The sequence below is a fragment of the Paenibacillus cellulositrophicus genome, assembly GCF_009363095.1.
Lineage (GTDB): Bacteria > Bacillota > Bacilli > Paenibacillales > Paenibacillaceae > Paenibacillus_AQ > Paenibacillus_AQ favisporus.
In genome coordinates, this window is sequence record NZ_CP045295.1 from 522,269 (window position 1) to 545,278 (window position 23,010).

Annotated in this window: 23 protein-coding genes and 1 pseudogene; 9 read left to right on the top strand and 15 right to left on the bottom strand. The window is 46.6% G+C overall.

Translation table 11 applies throughout. From position 1 onward, the window contains the following. Positions 1-14: 14 nt before the first annotated feature. Both GCU45_RS02265 and GCU45_RS02270 read left to right on the top strand, forming a co-directional pair. Positions 15-806: a hypothetical protein gene (locus GCU45_RS02265; protein ID WP_152397905.1), complete on the top strand. Its 792-nt coding sequence runs from the start codon at positions 15-17 to the stop codon at positions 804-806. 5 nt (positions 807-811) lie between these two features. Continuing rightward, positions 812-1,273 carry a hypothetical protein gene (locus GCU45_RS02270; protein ID WP_152397906.1) on the top strand — a complete coding sequence of 154 codons (462 nt, stop codon included), beginning with the start codon at positions 812-814 and terminating at the stop codon, positions 1,271-1,273. A 68-nt stretch (positions 1,274-1,341) separates the two neighbouring features. On the opposite strand, the gene GCU45_RS02275 is transcribed toward GCU45_RS02270, so the two are convergent. Together GCU45_RS02275 and GCU45_RS02280 are read right to left on the bottom strand one after the other, a co-directional pair. Continuing rightward, entirely contained in the window at positions 1,342-2,514 is a 1,173-nt protein-coding gene (locus GCU45_RS02275; protein WP_152397907.1) for a serine hydrolase domain-containing protein, read from the bottom strand. A gap of 367 nt (positions 2,515-2,881) precedes the next feature. After that, positions 2,882-4,267, bottom strand: coding sequence for a family 4 glycosyl hydrolase (locus tag GCU45_RS02280; RefSeq protein WP_152397908.1), 1,386 nt, complete (start codon positions 4,265-4,267; stop codon positions 2,882-2,884). Between the two features lie 173 nt (positions 4,268-4,440). Here GCU45_RS02280 and GCU45_RS02285 point away from each other — a divergent pair, with 173 nt between their 5' ends. Continuing rightward, the gene (locus GCU45_RS02285; RefSeq protein WP_152397909.1) at positions 4,441-5,283 is read left to right on the top strand and encodes a helix-turn-helix domain-containing protein; all 843 of its coding nucleotides are present in this window, start codon (positions 4,441-4,443) and stop codon (positions 5,281-5,283) included. A gap of 52 nt (positions 5,284-5,335) precedes the next feature. Here the strand turns inward: GCU45_RS02285 and GCU45_RS02290 are convergent, their stop codons facing one another. From GCU45_RS02290 to GCU45_RS02310, 4 genes are all read right to left on the bottom strand, one after another. Continuing rightward, positions 5,336-5,773: a VOC family protein gene (locus GCU45_RS02290; RefSeq protein WP_152397910.1), complete on the bottom strand. Its 438-nt coding sequence runs from the start codon at positions 5,771-5,773 to the stop codon at positions 5,336-5,338. 147 nt (positions 5,774-5,920) lie between these two features. Further along, positions 5,921-6,526 (bottom strand): TetR/AcrR family transcriptional regulator, encoded by a 606-nt coding sequence (locus GCU45_RS02295; RefSeq protein WP_152397911.1) that lies wholly within the window; start codon positions 6,524-6,526, stop codon positions 5,921-5,923. Between the two features lie 394 nt (positions 6,527-6,920). After that, positions 6,921-7,361, bottom strand: coding sequence for an AAA family ATPase (locus GCU45_RS02305; protein ID WP_152397912.1), 441 nt, complete (start codon positions 7,359-7,361; stop codon positions 6,921-6,923). 93 nt (positions 7,362-7,454) lie between these two features. Beyond that, a complete protein-coding gene (locus GCU45_RS02310) occupies positions 7,455-8,114 on the bottom strand; it encodes an FMN-dependent NADH-azoreductase (protein ID WP_152397913.1) in 660 nt (219 codons plus the stop codon). A 171-nt stretch (positions 8,115-8,285) separates the two neighbouring features. Between GCU45_RS02310 and GCU45_RS02315 the strand changes: the two genes are divergently transcribed. Next, positions 8,286-8,801: an RrF2 family transcriptional regulator gene (locus GCU45_RS02315; protein WP_152397914.1), complete on the top strand. Its 516-nt coding sequence runs from the start codon at positions 8,286-8,288 to the stop codon at positions 8,799-8,801. Positions 8,802-8,955: 154 nt separating this feature from the next. Here GCU45_RS02315 and GCU45_RS02320 read toward each other — a convergent pair whose 3' ends face one another. Together GCU45_RS02320 and GCU45_RS02325 are read right to left on the bottom strand one after the other, a co-directional pair. Further along, positions 8,956-9,264: a hypothetical protein gene (locus GCU45_RS02320; protein ID WP_152397915.1), complete on the bottom strand. Its 309-nt coding sequence runs from the start codon at positions 9,262-9,264 to the stop codon at positions 8,956-8,958. A 99-nt stretch (positions 9,265-9,363) separates the two neighbouring features. Next, entirely contained in the window at positions 9,364-10,149 is a 786-nt protein-coding gene (locus GCU45_RS02325; protein WP_244364396.1) for a helix-turn-helix domain-containing protein, read from the bottom strand. Between the two features lie 176 nt (positions 10,150-10,325). Here GCU45_RS02325 and GCU45_RS02330 point away from each other — a divergent pair, with 176 nt between their 5' ends. Further along, positions 10,326-11,486, top strand: a complete 1,161-nt coding sequence (locus tag GCU45_RS02330) for an epoxide hydrolase family protein (protein WP_152397917.1) — start codon at positions 10,326-10,328, stop codon at positions 11,484-11,486. A 109-nt stretch (positions 11,487-11,595) separates the two neighbouring features. Here GCU45_RS02330 and GCU45_RS02335 read toward each other — a convergent pair whose 3' ends face one another. Further along, entirely contained in the window at positions 11,596-12,627 is a 1,032-nt protein-coding gene (locus GCU45_RS02335; protein ID WP_152397918.1) for an aldo/keto reductase, read from the bottom strand. Positions 12,628-12,808: 181 nt separating this feature from the next. On the opposite strand from GCU45_RS02335, the gene GCU45_RS02340 reads away from it, so the two are divergent. Continuing rightward, positions 12,809-13,402 (top strand): TetR/AcrR family transcriptional regulator, encoded by a 594-nt coding sequence (locus GCU45_RS02340; RefSeq protein ID WP_152397919.1) that lies wholly within the window; start codon positions 12,809-12,811, stop codon positions 13,400-13,402. A 119-nt stretch (positions 13,403-13,521) separates the two neighbouring features. Here the strand turns inward: GCU45_RS02340 and GCU45_RS02345 are convergent. Then, positions 13,522-13,785, bottom strand: a pseudogene (locus tag GCU45_RS02345) (alpha/beta hydrolase); the annotation flags it as partial. Positions 13,786-13,966: 181 nt separating this feature from the next. Here GCU45_RS02345 and GCU45_RS02350 point away from each other — a divergent pair. Continuing rightward, positions 13,967-14,434 (top strand): DinB family protein, encoded by a 468-nt coding sequence (locus tag GCU45_RS02350; RefSeq protein ID WP_152397920.1) that lies wholly within the window; start codon positions 13,967-13,969, stop codon positions 14,432-14,434. 429 nt (positions 14,435-14,863) lie between these two features. On the opposite strand, the gene GCU45_RS02355 is transcribed toward GCU45_RS02350, so the two are convergent. Next, entirely contained in the window at positions 14,864-15,325 is a 462-nt protein-coding gene (locus tag GCU45_RS02355; RefSeq protein WP_152397921.1) for a DUF8821 family protein, read from the bottom strand. An 86-nt stretch (positions 15,326-15,411) separates the two neighbouring features. Continuing rightward, positions 15,412-15,891 carry a GyrI-like domain-containing protein gene (locus GCU45_RS02360; protein ID WP_152397922.1) on the bottom strand — a complete coding sequence of 160 codons (480 nt, stop codon included), beginning with the start codon at positions 15,889-15,891 and terminating at the stop codon, positions 15,412-15,414. Between the two features lie 111 nt (positions 15,892-16,002). On the opposite strand from GCU45_RS02360, the gene GCU45_RS02365 reads away from it, so the two are divergent. Further along, positions 16,003-16,965, top strand: a complete 963-nt coding sequence (locus GCU45_RS02365; RefSeq protein ID WP_152397923.1) for a helix-turn-helix transcriptional regulator — start codon at positions 16,003-16,005, stop codon at positions 16,963-16,965. A gap of 74 nt (positions 16,966-17,039) precedes the next feature. Here GCU45_RS02365 and ppsA read toward each other — a convergent pair whose 3' ends face one another. Both ppsA and GCU45_RS02375 read right to left on the bottom strand, forming a co-directional pair. Further along, on the bottom strand, positions 17,040-19,637 hold the full coding sequence (ppsA, locus tag GCU45_RS02370) for a phosphoenolpyruvate synthase (RefSeq protein WP_152397924.1): 2,598 nt from the start codon (positions 19,635-19,637) through the stop codon (positions 17,040-17,042). Positions 19,638-19,925: 288 nt separating this feature from the next. After that, positions 19,926-20,414 (bottom strand): DinB family protein, encoded by a 489-nt coding sequence (locus GCU45_RS02375; protein WP_152397925.1) that lies wholly within the window; start codon positions 20,412-20,414, stop codon positions 19,926-19,928. Positions 20,415-20,639: 225 nt separating this feature from the next. Here GCU45_RS02375 and GCU45_RS02380 point away from each other — a divergent pair, with 225 nt between their 5' ends. Continuing rightward, positions 20,640-21,380 carry an EcsC family protein gene (locus GCU45_RS02380; RefSeq protein ID WP_145945408.1) on the top strand — a complete coding sequence of 247 codons (741 nt, stop codon included), beginning with the start codon at positions 20,640-20,642 and terminating at the stop codon, positions 21,378-21,380. A gap of 37 nt (positions 21,381-21,417) precedes the next feature. Here the strand turns inward: GCU45_RS02380 and GCU45_RS02385 are convergent, their stop codons facing one another. Continuing rightward, the gene (locus GCU45_RS02385) at positions 21,418-22,938 is read right to left on the bottom strand and encodes an ABC transporter substrate-binding protein (RefSeq protein ID WP_152397926.1); all 1,521 of its coding nucleotides are present in this window, start codon (positions 22,936-22,938) and stop codon (positions 21,418-21,420) included. Positions 22,939-23,010: the final 72 nt, after the last annotated feature.

Below are 23,010 nucleotides of genomic sequence, written 5' to 3' on the forward strand. Positions count from 1 at the left end.
ATGGAGGAAAGTTCGTGGATAATTACAGGAATGTCGAAAACAAATTCCGCCGCTACAAGGCCCATATTTCCATAGCCGGCACCACCCAGTTTCATATCCGCAATCCGTATATCATTGCTTGGTGGTCTGCGGCATTTCCGGGTTTTGGGCACCTCCTGTTAAGCAAGTATTTACGTGGGTTCACCTTGTTTATCTGGGAAGTGATTGTCAATTACAACGCGAAGATTAATTTGGCGATGGTACATTCGTTTTGCGGGAATATTGAGGCAGCGAAAGAGGTCCTGGAACCAAGGTGGATGCTCATGTATATTCCGGTTTATTTGTTTGGCATATGGGATAGTTACCGGACATCGGTCGATATGAACAAAGTGTTTTTACTCGCGGAAAAAGAAAACGCACCGTTTAACACCTTTACCATCGGAGCGATGGAAATCAATTATTTGGATAAACGACAACCCGTCATGTCGGCCATCTGGTCCTTATTTATGCCAGGACTTGGACAGCTGCACATTCACCGCATCGTCACCGCATTTTTCTCACTTGCTTGGACGATCGCATTTTTATATTTCTCCAAACTGCTTCTGTCCGTCCAATACCTGTTCCTTGGTCAATTAACGGAGTCAACGGCCGTGCTTGACAAACAATGGCTGCTGTTCATGCCCTCCATGTGGGGATTTGCAGCGTACGATTCGTATGCAAACACCGTGGAAAACAACAAGCTGTTTAACAACGAGCAGAAGAGCTTCCTGATCAAGCATTACCAAAGCCCTTCGTTTCAAGTAAAAAAGGGAAAGGTAGTGAAATAAACCCGATGGTACAAATATTTTCAACGTTTGAGCATTCCACCAATTTGGAATTAGCGATCACAGTTCTGGAGAAAAACGGAATCCATAAAGAGAACATTTTCGCTGTACCTTTAACGAATCGCAAAACAGAGCGGCGATTGTTTGACAGCATTCACAACGCGGACGGCATTTCATTGTTCAGCACAGGAGCTGTGCTTGGAACGGCGTTTGCCGTCATTGGTGCCAGTGTCGGTTTTAAGCTGGCTTGGGGGCCGATCTACTACGGCCTGATTGGCACGTCTGTTGGTTTTATCCTTGGGATTTGCATCGACTTGTTCTACTACAAAGTCATTAAAAAGCAGCGGCGTCTGTTACGGGGCAAATATTCGGAAGTGATCCTCTTGATTGAGTGCGAGGAGGAGCAGGCTGATACGGTGGAAAATATTTTATGGCATCATTATGCATTTGGAACAGCAAGGGTCGTTTAAGAAAACACAAAAAGCCGCAACCATGCGGCTTTTTTCGCCTCACAAATCCTCCAAGCGTCGGCTTTATGTTATCGGGTTGGCGGCATCCCTGCATCCCAAATGCTCGCATAGGCATAGTTCCGTATCGTTCCGTGCCAGCGATACCACTCTGAACCATGTTCCTGCTGCGCATAGAACAGCGTGACTTCCGATACAGGGTCCATGACGACGTAACAGCCTCTAGCGCCATCCCAGCCAAATTCCCCATGTTGGCTAAGTGCATTGTTATCCTCAGGACTCACTAAGGTTCTTACGCCTAAGCCATAGCTATAGCCCAATTTGCTTCCCCCGCCGAATTTGGCAAAATCCTGCTGAGCAGTAGGCGACAGGCGGTTGCTTCGCATAGCATCCACTGTGTCCGGTTTAAGGATGCGCACACCATTCGGTGCCAATCCGTAGTTGCATAATGCCTCTGCAAATATAATATAGTCTGACACTGTGGAATATAATCCACCGCCGCCGCTTTCATAAGCAGGGCCTGGCTTAAGCTTAAAGGTTTCTCCGACGCTTTCTGCCGTGTGCGTCTTACCATTAAATCGATTGTACAGCTTGCAAAAGCGGCTCTCATCCTTTAGCTGGAATGAGGTATCTTTCATCTCTAGCGGATCGAAAATATTCTCCTGCAAATATTGTCCAAAGCTTTGCCCAGTTATGACCTCCAGCAATGCACCCAGCACATCGTGGCACGCGGTATATTTAAAATGCGAGCCCGGTTCAAAGGCTAACGGCTCCTGCGCCACCGCCTTGACAACAGCAAGTGTTCGGCCCTCACTGTTGCTCTCGGCGACAGCCTTATGAACTGCATCCGTATGAATCGTTTCGATCCCTGCTGTTATTGTAAACAAATGCTCGATGGTAATTGGATTTTGTGAAGGAAGCAGGTCGACTGTTCCATCTGGCCGCGAATGACGAACAAGCATGTGCTTAAACTCTGGGATATACTCATACAAAGAATCCGTGAGCTTATATTTTCCTCGCTCTAGCAGCTGCAGCAGTGCTGTACAGGTCACAACCTTTGTTGCAGAATACAGTTTGAAAATGCTGTCCCGGCTAAATGGAACTAGATTCTCTACGTCTGAAAACCCGGTATAATGCTCGTAAACAGGCTGGTGATTGTGATACATCACGACACCTAAACCAGGAATGTTTTTTTCGTTATAAAAAGTATTCAGATACGCAGTGAGCTTCGTAAAATTCATCATTTTCCACCATCCCTACTTCTTTATATACACCCTTATATATCAGCTATTTCATAATGGGAGAAGATCGTTTCAATAATATTTTATCTGAATACATGCCTTCTATATAATAAGGTGTTATTAAAGATTCATGTGTATAATTGGCGTGATGGTGATGTACCCCAGCCCGAAACGATAAATCCAGCACGATCGGAGGCTTGATTATCCAAAAACAACAAACGAGCTGCGCATAATGCGCTAGCTCGCTTGCTATTGTTGTATGGGCACCAAGGACCAATCATGGAACTTTTTCAGCTTAATGCGCCCGGCTTTCTCCTACATATACTGACGATCATGACGCCGAACCTGGTTTGGGTTTGGATGGTCATTCTTAATACCAGACATCAGGGATCATCTCCCGCTCAAGTGTCAGCAGTTCATTGATGATCTGGTCTGCGTCGCTGATCGAGTTCACAAGCGGATCCGTCAGCATCGCTCTCCGCAGCTTCTCGTAGCTCTGCTCCACGACGGCCTCCGCCGTAAGCTCATGCGTATCCAGAACAAGCTCTTGCATGCCCCGAATTCCCCGCGGCATCTCGCCTACGTGAACCGGCTTCGCCCCGTCCATGCTCACGTCGCACAGCAGTTCCAGGAACGAGTCGTCGCTCATATTTGTGACCGCTCCGCGATTCAGCGTATTGATGAAGAACCGTTTCCCTAAGTTGCCCACCATATTTTCGATAATGTCCGTCGCATGATCCGGGCCGAAGGTACTCATGTAATCGGCAATCGGAATATTTACTGAGAGGAAGTCGTCGACCTGCCGCCACATCTCGTCGTGCCGCTGATACCGGTCCTCCGTCTCCCATATCGACAACGGCGGAATGGCGTCCGGCGTCTTGCCGTGACCTTGCCAATAACGGACGTATTCCTTGGTATGGGCCGTACACGTAGGGATATACCCGAAAATATCGTACAGCTCATACGTAATAGCGTCGTTATGAAGCGCCTTTGCGCCGCGGTCTCCCCCGTTGTTCTCCTCGCCAGCCGCTTTGCGCATCGCCTCCGCGATCGTGGGCATAACATTTTTCCCTTCGAACTCCGCTTTCAGCAGCCACGTGAAATGATTGACTCCCGCGACGCGGAAGTCAAACTTCCGGTCGATCTCCTCGTTGAACCCGCTTCTGTCCCCGATAATTCCTGCCCGTACGGCGTAATAGGCCTTTTTATGCGGCATATGGTGGCTGTCACACAGCGCGAAAGATTTCAGCTTCGGCGCATACCGGTGTAAAGCGATCCCGTGTACGGTAGACGGGTTAATATAGTTGATCACCCAGGCGTCGGGGCACAGCTCTTCAATATCTCTAGCGCATTCCATAATGACCGGCAGCTCCCGCATCGCCCGAAATATACCGCCTGGTCCGATCGTATCCCCGGAGCACATGCGAATGCCGTATTTTAATGATACTTGGCAGTCGATGCCCCGGTATTTGACCGATTGCTCCGCAAAGCTGAGTACGACAAAGTCTGCCCCCGGAAGCACCTGTCTTCGGTCCGTTGAGCCCTCCACTTTCAAAGATACGTTGTTCTCCCGGGCCACCATCTCCGCCAGTTTGACCATTTTCGATAATCGTTCTTCGTCCGTATCCACCAAAGCAAGCGTTCCCTGATTCAAGTATGGAGAATGGACCATCTGCCAAATGGACTGACGACCGAAAAACAGGCTGCCTGCTCCAATGACGACGACCTTCGGCTGCTGCATGTTCACACCGTTCACAATTAACCCTCCTCGCATGATATAAGTCCATTATAGGAGGATGGTCGGAAAACGGAATGTGAGATAGTTTCAAGTACATGTCAAAAAGTAATATAATTAACAACTCGTAAACCCTTTGTTATACTAAGTTTAAAATCACAGATGTCATGCGGTAAAGGAGGCCATGCAACCCGATGAATGCAAACATGAGTATTCTCAACGAACTCTCGGAATATGTCACGCTCGGCATAAGCTCTTATTTAGAACAAGCTCACGATAAGAATTGGACCGAGCACAAGTCCCATCCCGATTACGATCTGTGGTTCATTCAATCAGGCTCCGTGAGGGTAACGATCGGCGGGTCCGAACATACGGCAGGTCCGGGTGATGCGGTGTTTTTTTATCCCGATATGCCTTATATCGCTTCGACGACTGAGGACGGCTGCCGATTCATTTACATTCATTTCAATTTCGGGATCGGCGAACAACAGCGAATACTAGGTGAGTTCGAACTTCCTGGAATCGTGCCAAGCGGCCTGATCCAGGAGGAAGCGGTATTGTTCACACAGGCCTATCGCCGGCTGAAACAGGTCAGCGACACACCGGGGAACCAGCTTTACTTGAAAGCCTGCCTCCTCGCCGTCATTGCGAAGATCCTTGAGCTTCACGGGCAAGGCGCCTACACCGGCACATTCCTCAACGGCAGGAAACCGGGTAAAACCGAAGGAAGCCTAAGTGTACTGCAGGACGTATTTCAATACGTGGATGCAAACCTGCACCGTTCCGTTCGGATGAATGAGCTCGCTGCGCTTGTCGGCGTATCAGAAAAGTATTTTATCTCTTATTTCAAGAAAAGCGTAGGCATTACGCCGGGACAATACATTTCCCAAATCAAAATGAACCGGGCACGAGACTATCTCTACGCCAAAAAATACACGATCCAACAGATCGCAGGCTTTCTCGGGTATCCTGATCCGTTTACCTTTTCAAAAGCCTTCAAAAAATATTACAACGTGCCGCCTTCGAAATTCGAGTAACCCTGGTTGTCTGCGCATTCAACCTTCCGTACGTGAGAGACGTGATCTCCCGTCATTTGACCTTCTCTGCCAACTCCAAAATGATCCCTTCCGGCCCACGAACATAGCATAACTTGTAACTTTGTTCATATTGCTGGATCTCACTAAAGGTTTCCGTGCCCTTCTGTTTCAATGTGGAGACGATGGCTTCAATATCTTCAACTTCAATGGCCATATGCCGGATACCGAGCGTATAGGGATAAGACTGCTGAATTTCGGTATCATCTGACGGATGATAATATTTGACCAGCTCGATCCATGCCTGGCTCTCTGGTGCCCCCAATGCTACGCAGGCTGTTTTTGCGTCGCGGAGCCCTAGGACCCGATCCAACAGCTCGCCTTCCATCTCCCATTCCGCTCGCACCTCAAAGCCTATATCGAGAAAAAACGCTTTGGCGGCCGAGAGATCATTTACGTTTATACTTACATGATCTATTTTATTGACCTTCATCTCGCACATCTCCTTCATCCGAGAAATAATGATGCAGATCGCTTTAGAAATGACGCAATAAGCTCAACCCAATATTATCGTATATCAACGATTGCGATTTCTTTTCAATTGCTAAGTTGAGTTTGGTGAAACCGTTCCTCTTCTTGTTTACTCATTCACCGCGTGCCCGCACAGCTCCTGAAGATGGCGGACGATGATCCGTTCAACGGTCTCTGGCGCGTAGATCTCCGGCCGAAGCAATGCGAGAACCGTCAAGCCTTCGATCATCGCGGCCAATCTCAAGCTTTCGAGCTCCATGTCGATGGATGAGGGAAGAAGCTCTGCCTTAGCCAGAAGATCGAGGACGGTTCTGCTCAGGTCATGAAGCCCGTCCGTGAGCTCATCCTTTTTATCTTGCAATGCCGAACTCGTGAGCGAACGGATGGCGAATACCCACCAGACGCCGGCTGCCGTTCGTTTGTCCGAATCCATGGGAAGGAGTTCTAAAACCACTTCCAGTGCGGCTTTCATTGGAATACGGCTTATCTCGATTCCTTTTGCTCTGTCGGCTCCCCTCGTCAAATAATAATCCACAATAAATAACAGCAGCTCGTCCTGCGTTGAAAAATAATGCCGTAAGGCTCCAGGCGAAACCCCTGCCGCAGCGGCGACGGCACGGATAGACGCATGCTCGATCCCCTTCGTTTCAATAATTTTCCATGCCGATTCGGCGATCAGTTTTCTTTTTTGGTCATGGTCCACAATTTTTGGCACGGTCAAAACGCCCCTTGATTTATTTTAACACACTGTATTATTATAAATAGCACAGTGTGTTATTTCATTTTTCAGTTATACCGTGACGTGGTTACCAAGTCAAGGGAGCTGGACTTTTTCATCAATTACAGGAGGGGGAATTCTGTGCAGGAGCAATCTAATGGATTTCGTGTGCAACTGATCTGTTATGGGTGCAAAAGGGCTTTTAACGCCTTCGAGGGCACTTCAGCTTACGACCGCGCGAAACGAAACAGAAATGGAATGTATTACTGCGAGGATTGCAAAAACCGGATTGAGCTTGAAGCGAGACTGCAGCTCGGAAGACGGCTGTTGACCGGAAAGGATTAGCAAAAAGCCGTGCTGCCTGACGGCGCACGGTAAGATTGCGTTATCTTCATAAAGGTAATTTTTGAATCTCAAACGCATCGTTTAGTGACTTGACTATATACAGCTCATTAAAACCCTCACTATAAGACGGCCGTTGCAGCTTCTTCAACGTGCTAATTATTCCGATCTCAGGAACCTTTTCTTTCCCTTCCCTCTTGTTGTTACGGTCAAGGGATAATTCATAGTCAGGTTCGAAATAATACCCTATAACCTTATAATGATGTTTTTTCACGAAATCGATATATTTCTTTCGATCCTCCACGGTGGGATTCGTATTGTCTACCACAAAGGATTGCATCGTTCGGACGGATGCTTCCAGAAAAACATTCTCCCGGTGTCTTGTTCTCAACATATCAAGATTAATCCTCATATGAGTTGCAAAGAACCTCTCCTTATAAAATGTTGATTTTCCGGAAGCCTGTATCCCAATGAAAATGACGCATTCCATGACGGTTTTCCTTCCTGGCCTAAAGATGGCGGAGCGTTTCAGATCCGATTTGATCTTTATCGTATCCCCCAGCACGATCTTTAATACGAGCCCTTATCTCGTCACACTGCCAGACATGCGATGTGCGAAACGTTCGGCCGCCTGAAGGGCCTCCTGCTTGGCCTGCTCCAGTACGTTCTCTTTCGGTAAAACAGCGTTTCCCTGCGCGCGAATGATCTCGTAGCTGTCAAATCCCATAAAGGTAAACATCGATCGTAGATATTGATGGGAATACTCCACTTCCGTGTACCAATCGTTATTCGTGTATATCGATCCGCTTCCCTGAATAACGAGGACGCTCCGTCCGTCCTTGAGCAAGCCGACGGATCCCGAATGGGTAAACGTGTACGTTTCCCGCGGAATGAGAATGGCGTCCATGTAGTCTTTGAGTTTGGACGGGATATTGAAATTATGCATCGGCATCGCAATGACGATGTTCTTCGCACCTTTGAACTGCCGCAGCAGTTCGTTCGTCCGGTCTGTAACTGCCTGCTCCTCCGGTGTAAGCAATTGTCCTGCAGCGGACTTGCTGCGGGCCGTTAGAGCAACATGATCCAGCAGTGGTACCTCGTCACGATAAAGATGGAGTTGTTCGACCTCACCATCCGGGACAAGCTCTCTGTAACGCTGTAAAAAAGACTCGAGCACGTTTAAAGTCACCGAGGTGGTGGATTCCACATCCGGATGGGCATTTAGAACCAGCATTTTATTCATGATGAATCCTCTCCTACTCATTTATAATTGTCGACAATATTAATCGTCGATTATTTCTGTCGACATTATAACTTGCAATCATTTCGTTTGTCAATCGCGTTACGTTTGACATCAAAAATGTTTGCTTTTAACATTAAGGTTAGTGAATTTGTCGGGAGGCAGGTGGCTTGCATGCAGTATAGTATTGGGGTCGAATATGCTTTGCATTGCCTCGTATACTTGATTGATCTCCCGTTGGACAGTCCGATCGGGATCAAAGAACTTTCCGCCTACCAAGGCTTGTCGGAGACGTATCTGTCCAAAATTTTCGGGAAGCTGTCCAAAGCGGGTATTGTGGATTCGGTACCAGGGGTCAAGGGCGGCTACAAGCTGGCCAAATCCCCGGATGCGATAACTTTCTGGGACGTCGTAACGGCCGTCGAAGGAGATCAGCCCATTTTTCAATGCCAGAACATTAAAGATAAAAATTATTTCTACCGAAGCAAGGAAAACAACGATGCGTGCGCTTCCTGTACGCCTTCGGATTGCTTGATCAATATGGTCATGCTGGATGCGGAGGAGAAAATGCGGGATTCTTTGCGAAGCCGGACACTGCAGTGGATGAACGAGGAACTGGAGCGCACCTTGCCCAAGGAAACCCGGGAAGATGCGCGCGCCTATTTTAAGAAGAACAACAAGGTTAAGTAGGCCAGGTTTTTGCAATTGGATATAAAAATAAAAAAGCCGCAGCAATGCGGCTTTTTTAACAAATGTGTATTCTCGTAATCTTGCGATTTGATGATCATTTTCACAAGTAAGGAGTAATCAACAGGACGATCCCAGCGGATCCGCACCAACTCCATTACCCTTCCACGATATCCGCCCGCAAATCTCCTGCAATTTCGATCATAACGGGTACGACATCTTGATGAGAGACAGCTGCATACAACTCCCCCATATAGTGCCTAAAAGGAATGAGGGCGTCTCCATGCTGCCACATAAAGAAATCCCCTTCGATCGACATGGTACTTTCTTCCCCTTGTACAGTCAGCACCGTTTGGTAAGTAAAATCAGCCTTGGTTGAAAAATATGCTTTGCATTCTTCCAATGAAATGTCTTGATCACCGGAGTCCGGCTGCATCGATCTCGTAATTCGAAAGCGTTGATTCATAAATATCCTCCAAAATAAATGACTTTCTACTTCATATCCTCCACTACCTTAATCGTTAAGCGGATCACTGTCAATGGAGGGTCAAGGGCTCTCCGTCTTTTATTGAACCGTGGAGAACTTGCGGGAGATGGTCCTGTATTTTGTAGGTGAGATGCCTTTTTTAGCCGTAAATTGCTTGATCAAGTGAGTGTCATACTCAAATCCGGCAGCGTGAGCAATTTCATCAAGCTTCATCCCGGTGTGCGTTAAAAGTTCACTTGCAACTTTTAAACGGTATGACAGCAAGTAACCCATGGCTGTATGACCGCATCTTTCCTGAAACAGCTTATTCAGCGTCACTCGGTTTAAATGAGCGCAGCTCGTCAGATCTTCCAAAGAAATCTTTCTGGAATAGTTCGTGTGAATATACTCTAGCACCAAATCGACAGGGGAATATTCGCCATTTCGGTTTAAATCCTCAACCAAACCTAAAATCTGGATGAGGTATTTCTTTATTCTGCACACCCAGCGGGCATCACTTTGCGCCTGCACTTCCATGCCAAGTATAAAAAACCATTCAAATAATAGCGGAAATGCTTTCTCGGTGATACGGGGCACAGCTGTATATGGATCCTCCCTGTGAAAAAGGGAACGGCCTGCTTGTATTCTCGGACTCGTCGGGAAATAGCCCCGCGTTTCGGAGAGAGTGATCGTATTAAGAAATTCGGGATGAAAACGAAAGGATTGTGCAGCAACGTTTTGTTTTTCTATCACTTCCACCTCATCATCCTCGGCCAAGCAAAGGATACTAGGAGCTACGATCGATATCGGCCGTTCGTTTAACGTCCCGCTCATCCTTCCTGTTGTAAAGAGAATGAGCGTATAACGCTCAGGATAAGGAAGCATGCTGAGATCCTCCACAGCGGCAAACTCAATATTCACGGTACGATGTTTGTGTCGGTCTATTTGGGGCATAGCCATCACCTATCAAATTTTATAGTTAGATGCTTCGTTTATGCCAGTGTACCATACCAGCACAAAGGATATAATGGCGATGCAACGACAAAAGGAGGGAAAGCACGATGACGATTGAGCGTTTTCACATTCATGTCGCAGACGAAATTTTGGACGATCTAAAATACAGACTGGATCATATTCGCTGGCCGGAACAAGTAGATAACGATGGATGGGAACGAGGCACGGAATTAAATTATTTAAAGTCGCTCGTTTCGTACTGGAAGGACCATTATGATTGGCGAGCCAAGGAATCCGAGTTGAACCGCTTTTCCCAGTATTGCTGCCATATCGACGGGATCGATGTGCACTTTGTACATGAGCGCGGTAAAGGACCTAATCCTCTGCCCATCATTCTTACCCACGGTTGGCCCGACAGTTACCTTCGTTACGAAAAAATCATTCCTCTGCTTACGGATCCAGCCAGCTGCGGCGGTGACCCTGAGGACTCATTTGATGTGATTGTCCCGTCATTACCTGGTTTTGGGTTCTCAAGCCGCCCTGCACATCCCGGTGTCAACAATTTTCGTGTCTCGGAAATGTGGGCTAAGCTGATGACGCAGCACTTAGGTTACAAAAAATTTGCTGCCGCTGGCGGGGATATCGGCTCCGGTGTTACAAGGTACCTGGCAGCCAACCATCCGGAACTGTTATTCGGGATCCACTTGACGGATATCGGCATTATCAGAGATTTGATGACGGCAACGGATCAGGCAAAGCTGTCGGAAGAAGAACTGCGATATAAGAAAAACGCATCAGCATGGATTGCTGAAGAGGGGGGCTATATGTCCCTTCAATCGACCCGCCCCCAAACACTGGCGTACGGACTATCCGATTCACCGGTCGGCTTGGCAGGCTGGATCATTGAAAAATTCCGGGCATGGAGCGATTGTAACGGTAATCTTGAGCAAAAATACAGTAAAGATGAGCTGATCACGCATATGATGATTTATTGGGTGACAAACACGGCCATGTCGGCAGCGAACATCTATTATGAGAATTCTCATTCCTTGCCGCCATTGGGCTACATTGAGGTGCCGACAGGCATCGCGTTGTTCCCAGCAGATATATTGCTGCCGCCCAGAGAATGGACTGTGCGCAACCTAAATGTAACCCGCTGGACTACGCTGCCCCATGGCGGCCATTTTACCGCATTGGAAGAACCCGAGCTCTTGGCACAAGACATTCGTGCCTTCTACAAGCCGTTTAGAGGGACAAATCATCATTAATATTCATGAAGATCCAAACTTGGCACTCCCCACTACGATAAACAACGGCAGCCGATCGTCTGATCGGCTGCCGTTGTATGATTTCGCAAGATTCCTCTCCAATGATTTTTCAACTTACGTGTCGTCTGCGCCGTTCGGCACTCATCCACTCAGGACTCCACGTTTGCTCTTTGTCATCGATCCGTTTGCCTGGTGGAACAATGGTATCGATCGCATCCAACACATCCGTGCCGAGCCTCAATTCTGCACCGGCAATATAGGCTTTTAATTGTTCTGAAGTGCGCGGTCCCCAGAGAGTTGACGTGACGGATGGATGACTTTGGGTAAAAGCGACTGCCATATCCGCTAGTAGAATCCCCGCTTCATTTGCAAGTTGTTGCAGCTTTTCAATGATCTTAAACTTATACTCATTTTCAGCTAGCTCAGGATCTAGCGCATCTGCATACCCTTTTAATGTCGCAGCGCGAGAATCGCTTAGCGCGGCCTGACCTGCTTTGTACTTTCCTGTCAGTAAGCCACCAGATAAGGGACTGTACACGAATAGAGAAAGATCATATTGTTTAGCGACTTCAGCAAGTTCAAATTCCATTCGTCGATTGATCATAGAATATGGCGTTTGTTCACTTACAAATCGCTGAATATGATATCGATCGCTAATGGCTTGTGCCTGAACCAATTGCCAACCCAGGTGATTTGAAGTACCGATATGATGAATCTTCCCTTCTTTCACCAAATCGTTCAACGTTAATAGAATCTCCTCATAAGCAACAAATTCAAAAGGAAGATGGAGTTGATAAAGGTCTATATAGTCGGTCTGCAAACGTAGCAGACTTTGTTCAACAGCAGTTCGTATTGAGCGGCGAGATGCACCACTATGATTTAATTCATGGGTAGCCTCCGCACCAAATTTAGAAGCTAATATGACATTTTGCCGCCTGGTTTTAATCGCTTTTCCGATAATGCGTTCCGATTCCCCATTTCCGTATCTGTTAGATGTATCAATCAGATTGATGCCATAGTCCAATGCTTCATCAATTATTTTTATGCTATCTTCTTCACTTGTCCTTGATCCAAAACTTGATCCGCCTAATCCAAACGCGCTGACTTTTGTACCCGTCTTTCCAAGATATCTATATTCCATGGTTTTCCTCCTTACATTTGATATAGCCCGATGGTAATGAACACGTGTTGATTAAGGCTATAGAAGCAATTATAATCAGGCATAACAGGGAGTTCAATGTACATAAAAGGCCAAGTGTTGATTAATAGATACAACGTCAAAATTGTTGATAAACACCAACATTCATCATGGAGGTACACAAATGAGCCAAAGTAGTACGGATTTGAGAGTCGTCCGCAGTCGCACGCTAATGGAGAACGCATTGTTGTCTATTTTAGAAAATAAAGGTATTAAAGGGCTGACGGTTAAAACCCTATGTGAAACAGCAGGAATTAATCGAGGCACTTTTTATTTGCATTATAAAGATATTTTTCATCTGATTGAGGAAACTGTATTTATTCAAGAATTATTGAGCGTATTCGAACCTCTCAATCTTCAGGAGTTGATGCGCTATCCTGATCATGAGGGAGCTTATCCTCCGATTACCAAGGCCTTCCAATACATGCATAAGCATGCCAGCTTTTTTAAAGCGCTATTCCATTCGGAAGCTCCAGCAGAGTTAAAAGAACGGCTCCAGTATTTAGTGGGTACACGTTTGTATGAAAATCTGAAACGAAATCAAGACGATCATTCTGAAAACCTATTTACGGATTATGCAATTGCTTATTTGGGAAATGCACAGTTTGGAATGATTCAACATTGGTTTACGGCAGATCGTTCCATTCCTCCCGAAGATATAGCGAGAATGTTGACCAGATATATACGCAATACACCATGTCTCGATAACGATGGTTGAAATTTGTATGGTACCTGCCGTTATATTTGAGCATCCAATGTGTAAGCAACAAAAAAAGCAGTAGTTCAAAGTTTTGAACTGCTGCTTTTACTTTTAAGATCATACTCAAGAAAATAAAATCAAACCAGCTCCAGCGCTTTCAGCAAGGCGTATTCACTGGATTTGGCCCCTTCTTGCGAATAATGAGCATTCGGAAACGCTGGAGCCAAATGATGATATCCAGGGTATACATGCAGCTCCACCAAGACACCGTCAAAGGCAAGCTGTTTTGCAAATAATATCGCTTCATCTATGAACAAGTCAATGCTGCCTATGCTGATATATGTGGGCGGTAAACCGGCCAGCGATTTCGCACGTGCAGGCACGTAATACTCGCTGGTCCCTCTTGAAGAAAAAAGGATATTTGCCTAAAACCAAGAACTTCTTAACATGTTAGATAGAATGAACTAAAGAAATATAGAGCCGTATGAGACCGTTATAACAGGAAGTTCAAAGCTAAACTTTAGTTCAATCTATATAGTTGTTTTATTATATGAAGTTTATTTAAGGATTGGAGGAATTCAAATGGAGGACATCATTCAGGAATATGCCTCAGGATACGAAATGCTGCGTGAGGCCATCGAAGGGTTAACGGAGAAGGAGCTTCGTTACAAACCTGCACCGGACCAATGGAGCATTCATCAAATTATCATACATGTGGCGGATTCAGAGATGTCTTCTACATCTCGACTTAAAACAGTCTTGGCGGAGGATGAGCCGACCCTCATTTCATTTGACCAGGACGCATGGGCGAACAACTTAGGTTATGATTTATTGGACCGCGAACAATATCTGCAGCTGTTCAAATTGCTGCGCCTCAGTATGCAGACCATCCTAGACAATCTAACCAACGAACAAATCGAGCGAGTCGGGGTGTATGTTGACCAGGGCCGATTTAGCTTTAAGCAATTATTGGTATTTCGTGTTGAACATGTCCGTGGTCACCTTGCTCAAATTGAAAGAGTAAAAAAGGCCTACCGCGAAAGCAAATGATCGTAATTAACCAAGTGGCATTTCATTAACAAGGAGAAAAATCAAATGGGGATGATTGTACTCGGTATATTCATGATTGTATTAGGCCTGTACGATTATAAAAATCCTAACTCCAAACTTCTTAATTTTTTGCGACGTGCTCCCAAGAATGATACCGAAGTCCAACAAGTACGCTCAAATGGTTCCACTGAAATGTTTGGCGGGTTCATATTTATCTTGATTGGAGTAGTCGTTCTTCTGTTACGAAAATACGGGCACTTCTAGCGATCATCCAGGAACGAAACAACAACTCACACTGAACTAATACAAAGGAGTCAATGAAATGCCTCCGCCTAACCAATCTAGTATCTGTTTCATCCGATGATTATGTAAATAAAAATGCAAAAAGCCGCATTTTTGCGGCTTTTTTGCGGCTTTTTCATAAGTAGTTTAGTACTCTTTCTTGATGACAAAAAACGAGCCTCGGATCGTTCCAGCTAATTTAGACTTCTGCCGGGCAAACTTAAACTTTTCCAGCTCCTTCGGTTCCTCCATCCCGTCCGAAAGCTTAAAACCAACGGCCCGCTTCTTCGGGTCATCCACCGTGTACATCACATTGAGCCCCAGACCATCTTCATAAAAGACATAGGTGAATTGAATATTTTCGACTTGAAATTGCGATGTTTCCAAAGGCTTGGCTGAAAACTCGATCTCTCGTTCTTCTTTCAAAATCCGGTTCACATAATCCAGAGTCTCCTGGCTTTCGCTGGCGGGTACGACCGTAAATTTGTGCTTATACTTGTTCATGAAGTAACGAGCCTCATTCGCCCGAAGCCCAGCAAGCGCTTCTGCTACTGGAGAAGACTCAACACCAATGGTGGACACATCTTTAAAATCAACGATATACGACATTTCTATCCCTCCTAAAAGTTTTACAAGGCGTTACACCTTAGAACTCACTCCGGGCAAAATCCGCCCCGATTACTTCACGAATTTACTTACTTCTTTACAACAGGAATCCACATTTCGCCAAATACGACGCCGTCTCGCTGCCCCATCTCAACGGTTGCATTCGGCCCTCCAACATAAGCATAATCTTTCGCTTCAGGCAGCACTTGACCAAACGCAACGCCAGCAAGCTGATTGCTCAGATCATTGGATGTCGGCGCTTCCCCTTTAACAACGAGGTATTCGCCCTGAGGGAATTGGATCATTCTCGTTGCCTCTGGCAGCGAAGCATCCGTCATGACTCCGGCATAGTACATCATCTTGTTGTTCACCGCCTCGTTCACAGCAAAAATGAAATCATTAGCAGCGATGGATTTTAACGTATTCAGCCTTCCGTCTTCTTCGACGGTTGACCAGAATTCTGCTTTTTCTTTGTTGATGCCGGCGTAGTCTGTGTAATCGCTCTTCAGTTCCGTTCCAATCCCCAATACGATAAAGCTGTCCTTTTCTTCCAACGTATATTGTGCCATTTTGATTACCATCCTTTTTTTAAAATTTGTTCAAATGATTTGTGTTTTCACTTGATAGGTTTATAATAACCTTGAATCATGTCTAAAAGTGATACTGTTTAGGAGACTCCTATGAAAAAAGTTGAACGGATTAATACCATCATGCGGTATATCAACAACCGTGCCCACTTTACGATTTCCGAAATTATGCGGGAATTTAACATCTCCCGATCGACGGCGATCCGGGATATTCGGGAAATCGAAGCGATGGGGATGCCGCTTGTTGCAGAAGTCGGCAGGGATGGCGGGTATTTCGTCATGAACAACTCGATCCTGCCCACGGTTCGCTTTACCGATAACGAAATTAAAGCCCTATTCATTGGCTTCATGGCTACAAGAAATCAACAGCTCCCCTATTTGAAGAGCCGCCAATCGCTGGCCGAAAAATTGCTTGGCCTGATTTCGAAAAACCAGCAGGATGACCTTGTCCTGTTGAATCAAATTTTGCTGTTTGAAGGAACCAACCCCAATAATCCCGACCTGCTCGACCTGTCGGACCTCCCCCATCCGATGCTGGAAAAGCTCATCCAAGTCCTTCTCAAGGACGAATATTTATGGATCACCATCCAAGAAGAGATGGAAATCAAGTCCTATCCTATTTATCTCCTGCACCTCTATCGTGAGAAAAGCGTCTGGCTGATCGAGGGATTTGATTTGAAGGAAGAGAAGAGAAGGATTATTCCTGTTGATGACCTTACCAATGTAGAGCCATACCCTTTGAAAAAAAGAATAAGTAAGAAAAAGATCCAAGAACAACTACGTAAGCAGGATGAAATCACCAACCTGGTCATTGAACTGGGTCCAAAAGCGATTGCGCAATTCAGAAAATACCATCCAATAAAAGTATCCCTGTCCTATACGAATCCTTACCAAACGACAGCCATTTTAAGGACATATATTCATGTCGATAAAGCCGAAGAAATGACCGAAATAACCAATTGGCTGCTTTTCCTGGGTGGAGATATCAAGATCAGAGAGATGCCGAAAGAGATCTTGGAGGTTGTACAAGCGAGATTCAGTTTATACACAAATTGACCGCATGTTACTTAAGAAAAAAGAAGCAGACTGCCGCAGCAGTCTGCTTCCGAAGGTCAGGCTCAAACGAATAACTATTCCAATATTTCAATGTACCCTTCTGTTCCATTCACACGAATTCGCTGTCCGTCTTTGATGAGCTTGGTCGCATGATCCACTCCGACTACGGCCGGCAGGCCATATTCACGCGCGATCACGGCTCCATGGGTCATCAGGCCGCCGACTTCCGTGATCAAACCTTTGATGGATACAAACAATGGGGTCCAGCTTGGATCCGTAAATGCGGTAACCAAGATATCTCCTTCTTCCAAAGCTGCATCTTCCATGCTTAAAATGACACGAGCTCTTCCTTCGATCACTCCAGAAGAAACAGGTAGACCCAAAATTGCATCGGCCGGGAGATCTCCCCGTTGGTACGAACCTCTAAACATTTCGCCATCAGACGTGATGACACGCGGTGGGGTCAGTTTTTCATATACTTTATACTCGTCTTTGCGTTTGCTGATGATCCGGTTATCCAGCATATTGGTGCGAACGGCTTCGTGAAGCTCTTCAAAAGTAAGGTAGTATATATCTTCGATATCATGGATGACGCCGGCTTGCACGAGCCGTTCGGCTTCTTTCAATAAAGCCTGCTTATAAACAAAGTAGCGGCTCACCCAGCCATATTTAGGGTATTCCCGATACCCGATGAAATTTCGGACGAGATCGATCATCCGTTTCGTTTCGTCGGCTTTTTGATCCCCTTCCGGCAGCTGTCTCAACCGATTTAACAATTCTTGTTCTTTGGCCAAAGCTTCCTGGCGACCTTGCTCGAATTTCCGGCGGCTCTCATGAGGCTCAAAGTTTTTGATGTTGCTCAGGATCATTGGGACCAGCGTAATCGGTTTTTCGCTCCAACGGGCACGACTGATATCGATTTCTCCAGTACACCGCATGCCGTATTTGCTCAAGTAATCATAGATCGCTTCCTGGGCTTCCCTTCCTCCATCAAACTTCACCAGTTCGTCCAGAAAGTGATCTTCTGTTACATGCTGCAAATAATCAATCACTTCCGGATAAGGGCGAATCACATCCGCGACATCCAGCAGCGCCAAGCCCATTTCCGAAGTAATATTGTTTGGCACGGATTGAGAAAGCGTATCGGCTGCGTTTTTTTCGCCTAACCATTTATTCATATGTTCATTGATCCAGAATGTAGCATTTATAGCAGACATAAACACTGCCGTACTTTGCGGATCAAATAAAATCCTCTTTAATTCCTGGATGTCTTCGAGGATGAAATCGAACAATTCTGCCCCGGATTTCATTTGGATCCTTTGTTTTAAAGCTGCAATCGAGGCTTGATTCCGCTGGATCAAGTCAGTAACGATAGATGGATCGTTCTCAAAGGCTGCCGGCTTATCTGTATTACTTTTAGCGGGAATGGGTGCTGTTTGATCATTCGGTACCAATTTGACAAAGTCTCGCTCGATTACGTTCTCGATTGCGCCTATGAAAAGCGGATCGGATTCCAAGTTTTTTAATAAAGCTTCCCGGCCGGCAGTGGTAGTCAGCCTAGGCGCAATATCAATGAACAGCCTTCCGCCCGCTATGCGCATAGGTGCAGGAGTAATTAACAGATAAAAAGACAGTCCCAACGGTTTGATCGGATCTGTCATCATTTGTTGATGGCCAACAGATAGATAGACGTGATTATCCTGATCATTTGCTTCAGGGATTGGGTATAGCGTTGTAATCGGCCGGCTCTGAACAATATAAAATGTATTATCAGCCAAACACCATTCGATGTCCTGCGGCTGGCCGAAATAACCTTCGACCTGTCTTCCGATCCGTTCCAGCTCTACAATTTGTTGATCGGTAAGGGTTTGGGCCTTCTGCTGTGCCGGATCGATTTGGCGTGTTTCGGTTCCGCCTTCTTTTTGTCCATAGATCGCCAATGTTTTGGCTGCTATCCTCTTATCGAGGATTTCCCCTCCTTGTACTTTATAATTATCAGCGGATACCAAACCGGAGACCAGTGCTTCCCCAAGTCCAAAACTGGCATCGATGGACAGCTGCTTCCGGTTTCCGCTCATTGGATCAGCGGTGAACAATATCCCTGAAGCCTGTGGGAATACCATCTTTTGAATGATCACGGATAAATAAATGTGACGGTGATCAAATCCATTTTGTATACGGTAGATGACTGCGCGATCGGTAAATAAGGAGGCCCAGCATTTGCTGATATGCTGCAGAATGGCATCAACACCGATGATACTTAAATAAGTATCCTGCTGCCCTGCAAAAGAAGCGTGCGGCAAATCTTCGGCGGTTGCACTAGAACGCACAGCATAAGCGTGTTCCTCGCCGAACCGGGAGAGATAATGAGTCACTGCCTCCACAACATCGGAAGGAATTTCTGCTTCCGTAATGGTCTGCCGAATCTTCCCGCTGATCTCACCAATTTGGTCTCGATCATCTGCGTTTAGCATGGTTAGTTGTTGGAGTAATGCATGATACGTTTCGTTTTGTCCGATGGCTTTTTGATACCCCGCTGTTGTAATACAGAATCCTTCCGGGACCTGGATTCCGTCCACTTTAGATAATTCTCCTAAATTCAATCCTTTTCCGCCAACGAGATAAAGCTGCGATTTTTCGATTTCATGAAACCCAAGAACCATTGAACTCATTCGACCATCTCCCTAACCATTAGATTGAGAAAAAAACATTTGACAAGAGTTTAACTGGCATGTTACACTTAAAATGTAAGATAAGATATTTATGACTTTATAACATGAACAGTCGTGATCTGATTATATCATCACGTCTTTTTTTGCGCAATATGAAAGAACCTGGGATTTCTGTCCAGGTTCTTTTTTGATTTACAGCATTCCAATCTGAGGGTCGATATCGTCATCCAAGCCGTTCCATCGGGTTCCGTCGCCTTGCTCTCCATAGGACTCGTCTCTAAACTTTCGTTATTGATCGTCCGCGCTGGGGCCGTACATCCCAGGTACGGATATTCCGAGCAGTCGCAGATAAACTGTCAACTGTCCCCGGTGATGGTACACATGATTGAACATCAGCGTACGGGCCATATCGATTCGGGGTGCTTCCAAGATGGTCTCTCCTTTGCTGACGAGCTTCCAGGAATTCCTTAGCCCATCTTCTCCCCATTCCCGAAGCTTGCTCTCGGCAAGAGACACGCTCCATTCCAGTGCCTCAAGCACTTCTTTCCGGGTGGTCGGCTCCGGCAGCGGAACTACCGGAGCTTCGCTGACCGCCTCGTCCAGCAATAGAGCCAGCCCCCCGGGAACTCCCGCAGCATGCAGGGCGAGCTGTCCCAGAGACATCGACCTCGGGTGCGGCCGCCAAGAAAGTTTCTCCTCAGGCAGCCTTTCAATAAGCAAGCGTGTCGATTCGGCTTCCCTTTTTAATTCACGAATCCAATCTTCAATCATGTTCATGGTGATTTTCCTCCTTTGGCCAACGCCATTCATCACCTTAATCCTATAACGCCAAGGGCGTGAAGGTTTCTTCAGGATTGCGGAATCGTGAAAGTAGTGTCTCTGACGAACCTCATTGCGATGCTGGACTTAAGTCGAGGTCAGAAACCTGCTGCAGTCTGGTCCGAATCACAGCGTTATTCGTTACAATAGAATAAAGCAAGCACATTGGAGGAGCGATGGATCATGCATTACGAACATAAAGTCCAGAGGGAAGTTGCCGATTGGGAACAAAAACTGTTCAAACCGCCGGGATGGATGGAAAAAGCATCGAAAACCGTTGGCAGCCGGATCAACCATTTGATTCCCCCAAAGGTGCAAAACGTCATCACGACCACCATCCGGTCGATCGTGCGCACGGCACTGTTCGGCGCGGAATACACCCCTAGGCGTCCGGTGCAAAGTACGATGGATCTGGAAGCTGCCGATCAAGAAGCAAAAGACCTGTTTGCCCTGTACCAAAAAATTGCGGTTGCTGAGGGTGCTGGAACAGGAGCTGGCGGCATCATCCTTGGCATGGTAGACTTTCCGGCTCTCATCGCAATCAAGATGAAGTTTTTGTTCGAGCTGGCGCATGTTTACGGTTATGACACGAAACATTTCTCCGAGCGGGTGTTTATTCTCAAGGTATTTCAAATGACGTTTTCGGGGCCGGATAACCGTGCCATGCTGCTCGATTCCATCAAAAATTGGCATATAGAAAAGGAACAATGGCTATCTGATACCGAATATTCAAGGACGATGGACTGGGAGACTTTTCAGATCGAGTATCGCGATGCGATCGATTTTCGGAAAATGCTGCAGATGCTGCCAGGGATCGGCGCGATCGCAGGTGCATGGGCGAATTACACTATTCTTGAGGAGCTGCGCGAATCCGCCATGAACGCTTACCGCCTGCGCAGATTGCACGATGATTTCGAGGTTTGATCGTATTTACTATTTTATATTTGTACTGAGAGGTCCTTCACTTATTGCTTGCAGCCCACGCATCCAGCTGCCTTTGTTTTTCGGCGATCACTTTATCGATTCCGGCCGATTTTAATGCTGCGTTAAATTTCGGCAGGTAAACATCCGGATCCAGAGTTCCTGTCTCAAGCGCCTTTGAATATTGCTGAACGACATTCTGGATCGCGGCCAGTTCGGTTTTGACCGGCTCCGAGTTATAGGTGAATCCGAGCGCTGCAGACTTCTCCGCACTTTGGTTAAACGCCTCCATTTGCTTCCATATATCCGGACTGTCCGTCGACCACGGATAAGACAGCAGCTGATTCCCGAACATCCACCCTTGTCTCATGTTGTAGCCGCTGTTCGTCGCATCCACACCGCTAGGAAAGTCAATCGTCCCGTCTTCCTTCACTTGATAGTGCTTTCCTTCAATCCCCCAATCCAGCAAATTGATGATTTGTTTGTCCGAGTAGAGCAAATTCAGAAACATCATCGCGCGCTCGGGATTTTTGGATTTGGCCGCAATGGCAAGCATCGCGTTCATAATGGTCAGCGTATTCATTTTGGGCGGAGCGAGTGCAACTTCCGTCAGCTCCTTGCCGGCCCATGCTCCCGTCTGCGTCGTGATCCCCGGCTTGCCTTTATTGGGTGTCGCGAACCCGATGTTTGCCTTGATATAATCCCGGCCGGTTTGCGAGGTCGTTGCAATGTCTTTCGGGATGTATCCTGCCAGGAACCATTGACGTATCACCCCGATGAACTTCGCATATTCCTCGCTCTCATACAAATTAACGACCTTCAGCTGATTCGGGTCGGTAAGTACACCGATCATGTCGCCCAGTGGATCAATCGTCGTCTGAAGCAGTGGATAGGCAATGGAACCTCCTCCTGACGCTTTACCCAGCATATTGGCTTCCGGATGCTTCTTTTTAACACATTCAAAAATCGGTTCCAAATCCTCGATCGTTTTCACCTGGCTGACGTCCATATTGCTCTCTTTCAACCAATCCGTTCGCATCAGAATGGTCGGATAAGCGGCAAAGTCCCGGATCGTTGGAACGCCGTATATTTTGCCGTCAATTTTTGCCGCAGCCAATACGTCCGGATCGAAGGCGGCAAGGATATCCTGGCCATGGGACTGAAGCAGGTCATCGATGGGCAGCAGCTTTTTTTGCGCGACTTCCGAAATATATTGGTCTTCCCCCGTGAACACCAGGTCGAGTTTCTCATTCCCGGAGAACATCAGCACTTTTTGCTGCGTCCACGCAGCCGCCTCAATGCGTTTCAGCTTGACGGTTGCATTGATTTTTTCTTTCGTAATCTTGCTGATTTCCTGCTCCACAAGACCAAGATCACGCTGATCCGGTCCCCAGAAAGCGATCGTAATTTCATAAGGAGCAAGTTTACCGTCACCAGACGCTTCTTGCGATGACGACGACGGCTCCTTCTCACCGTTCGAAGAGGAGCTTGCACATCCGCTCAGAACGACGGTAACAGCCAGCACAAAGAACAACAAGGAATGAACCGACTTTTTCCACATAGGCTTTTGACCTCCCAGGATCTTCAATATGGAATCTCCACGCTTGGAGCTGAAGTGCAGCAGAAAGGGTGA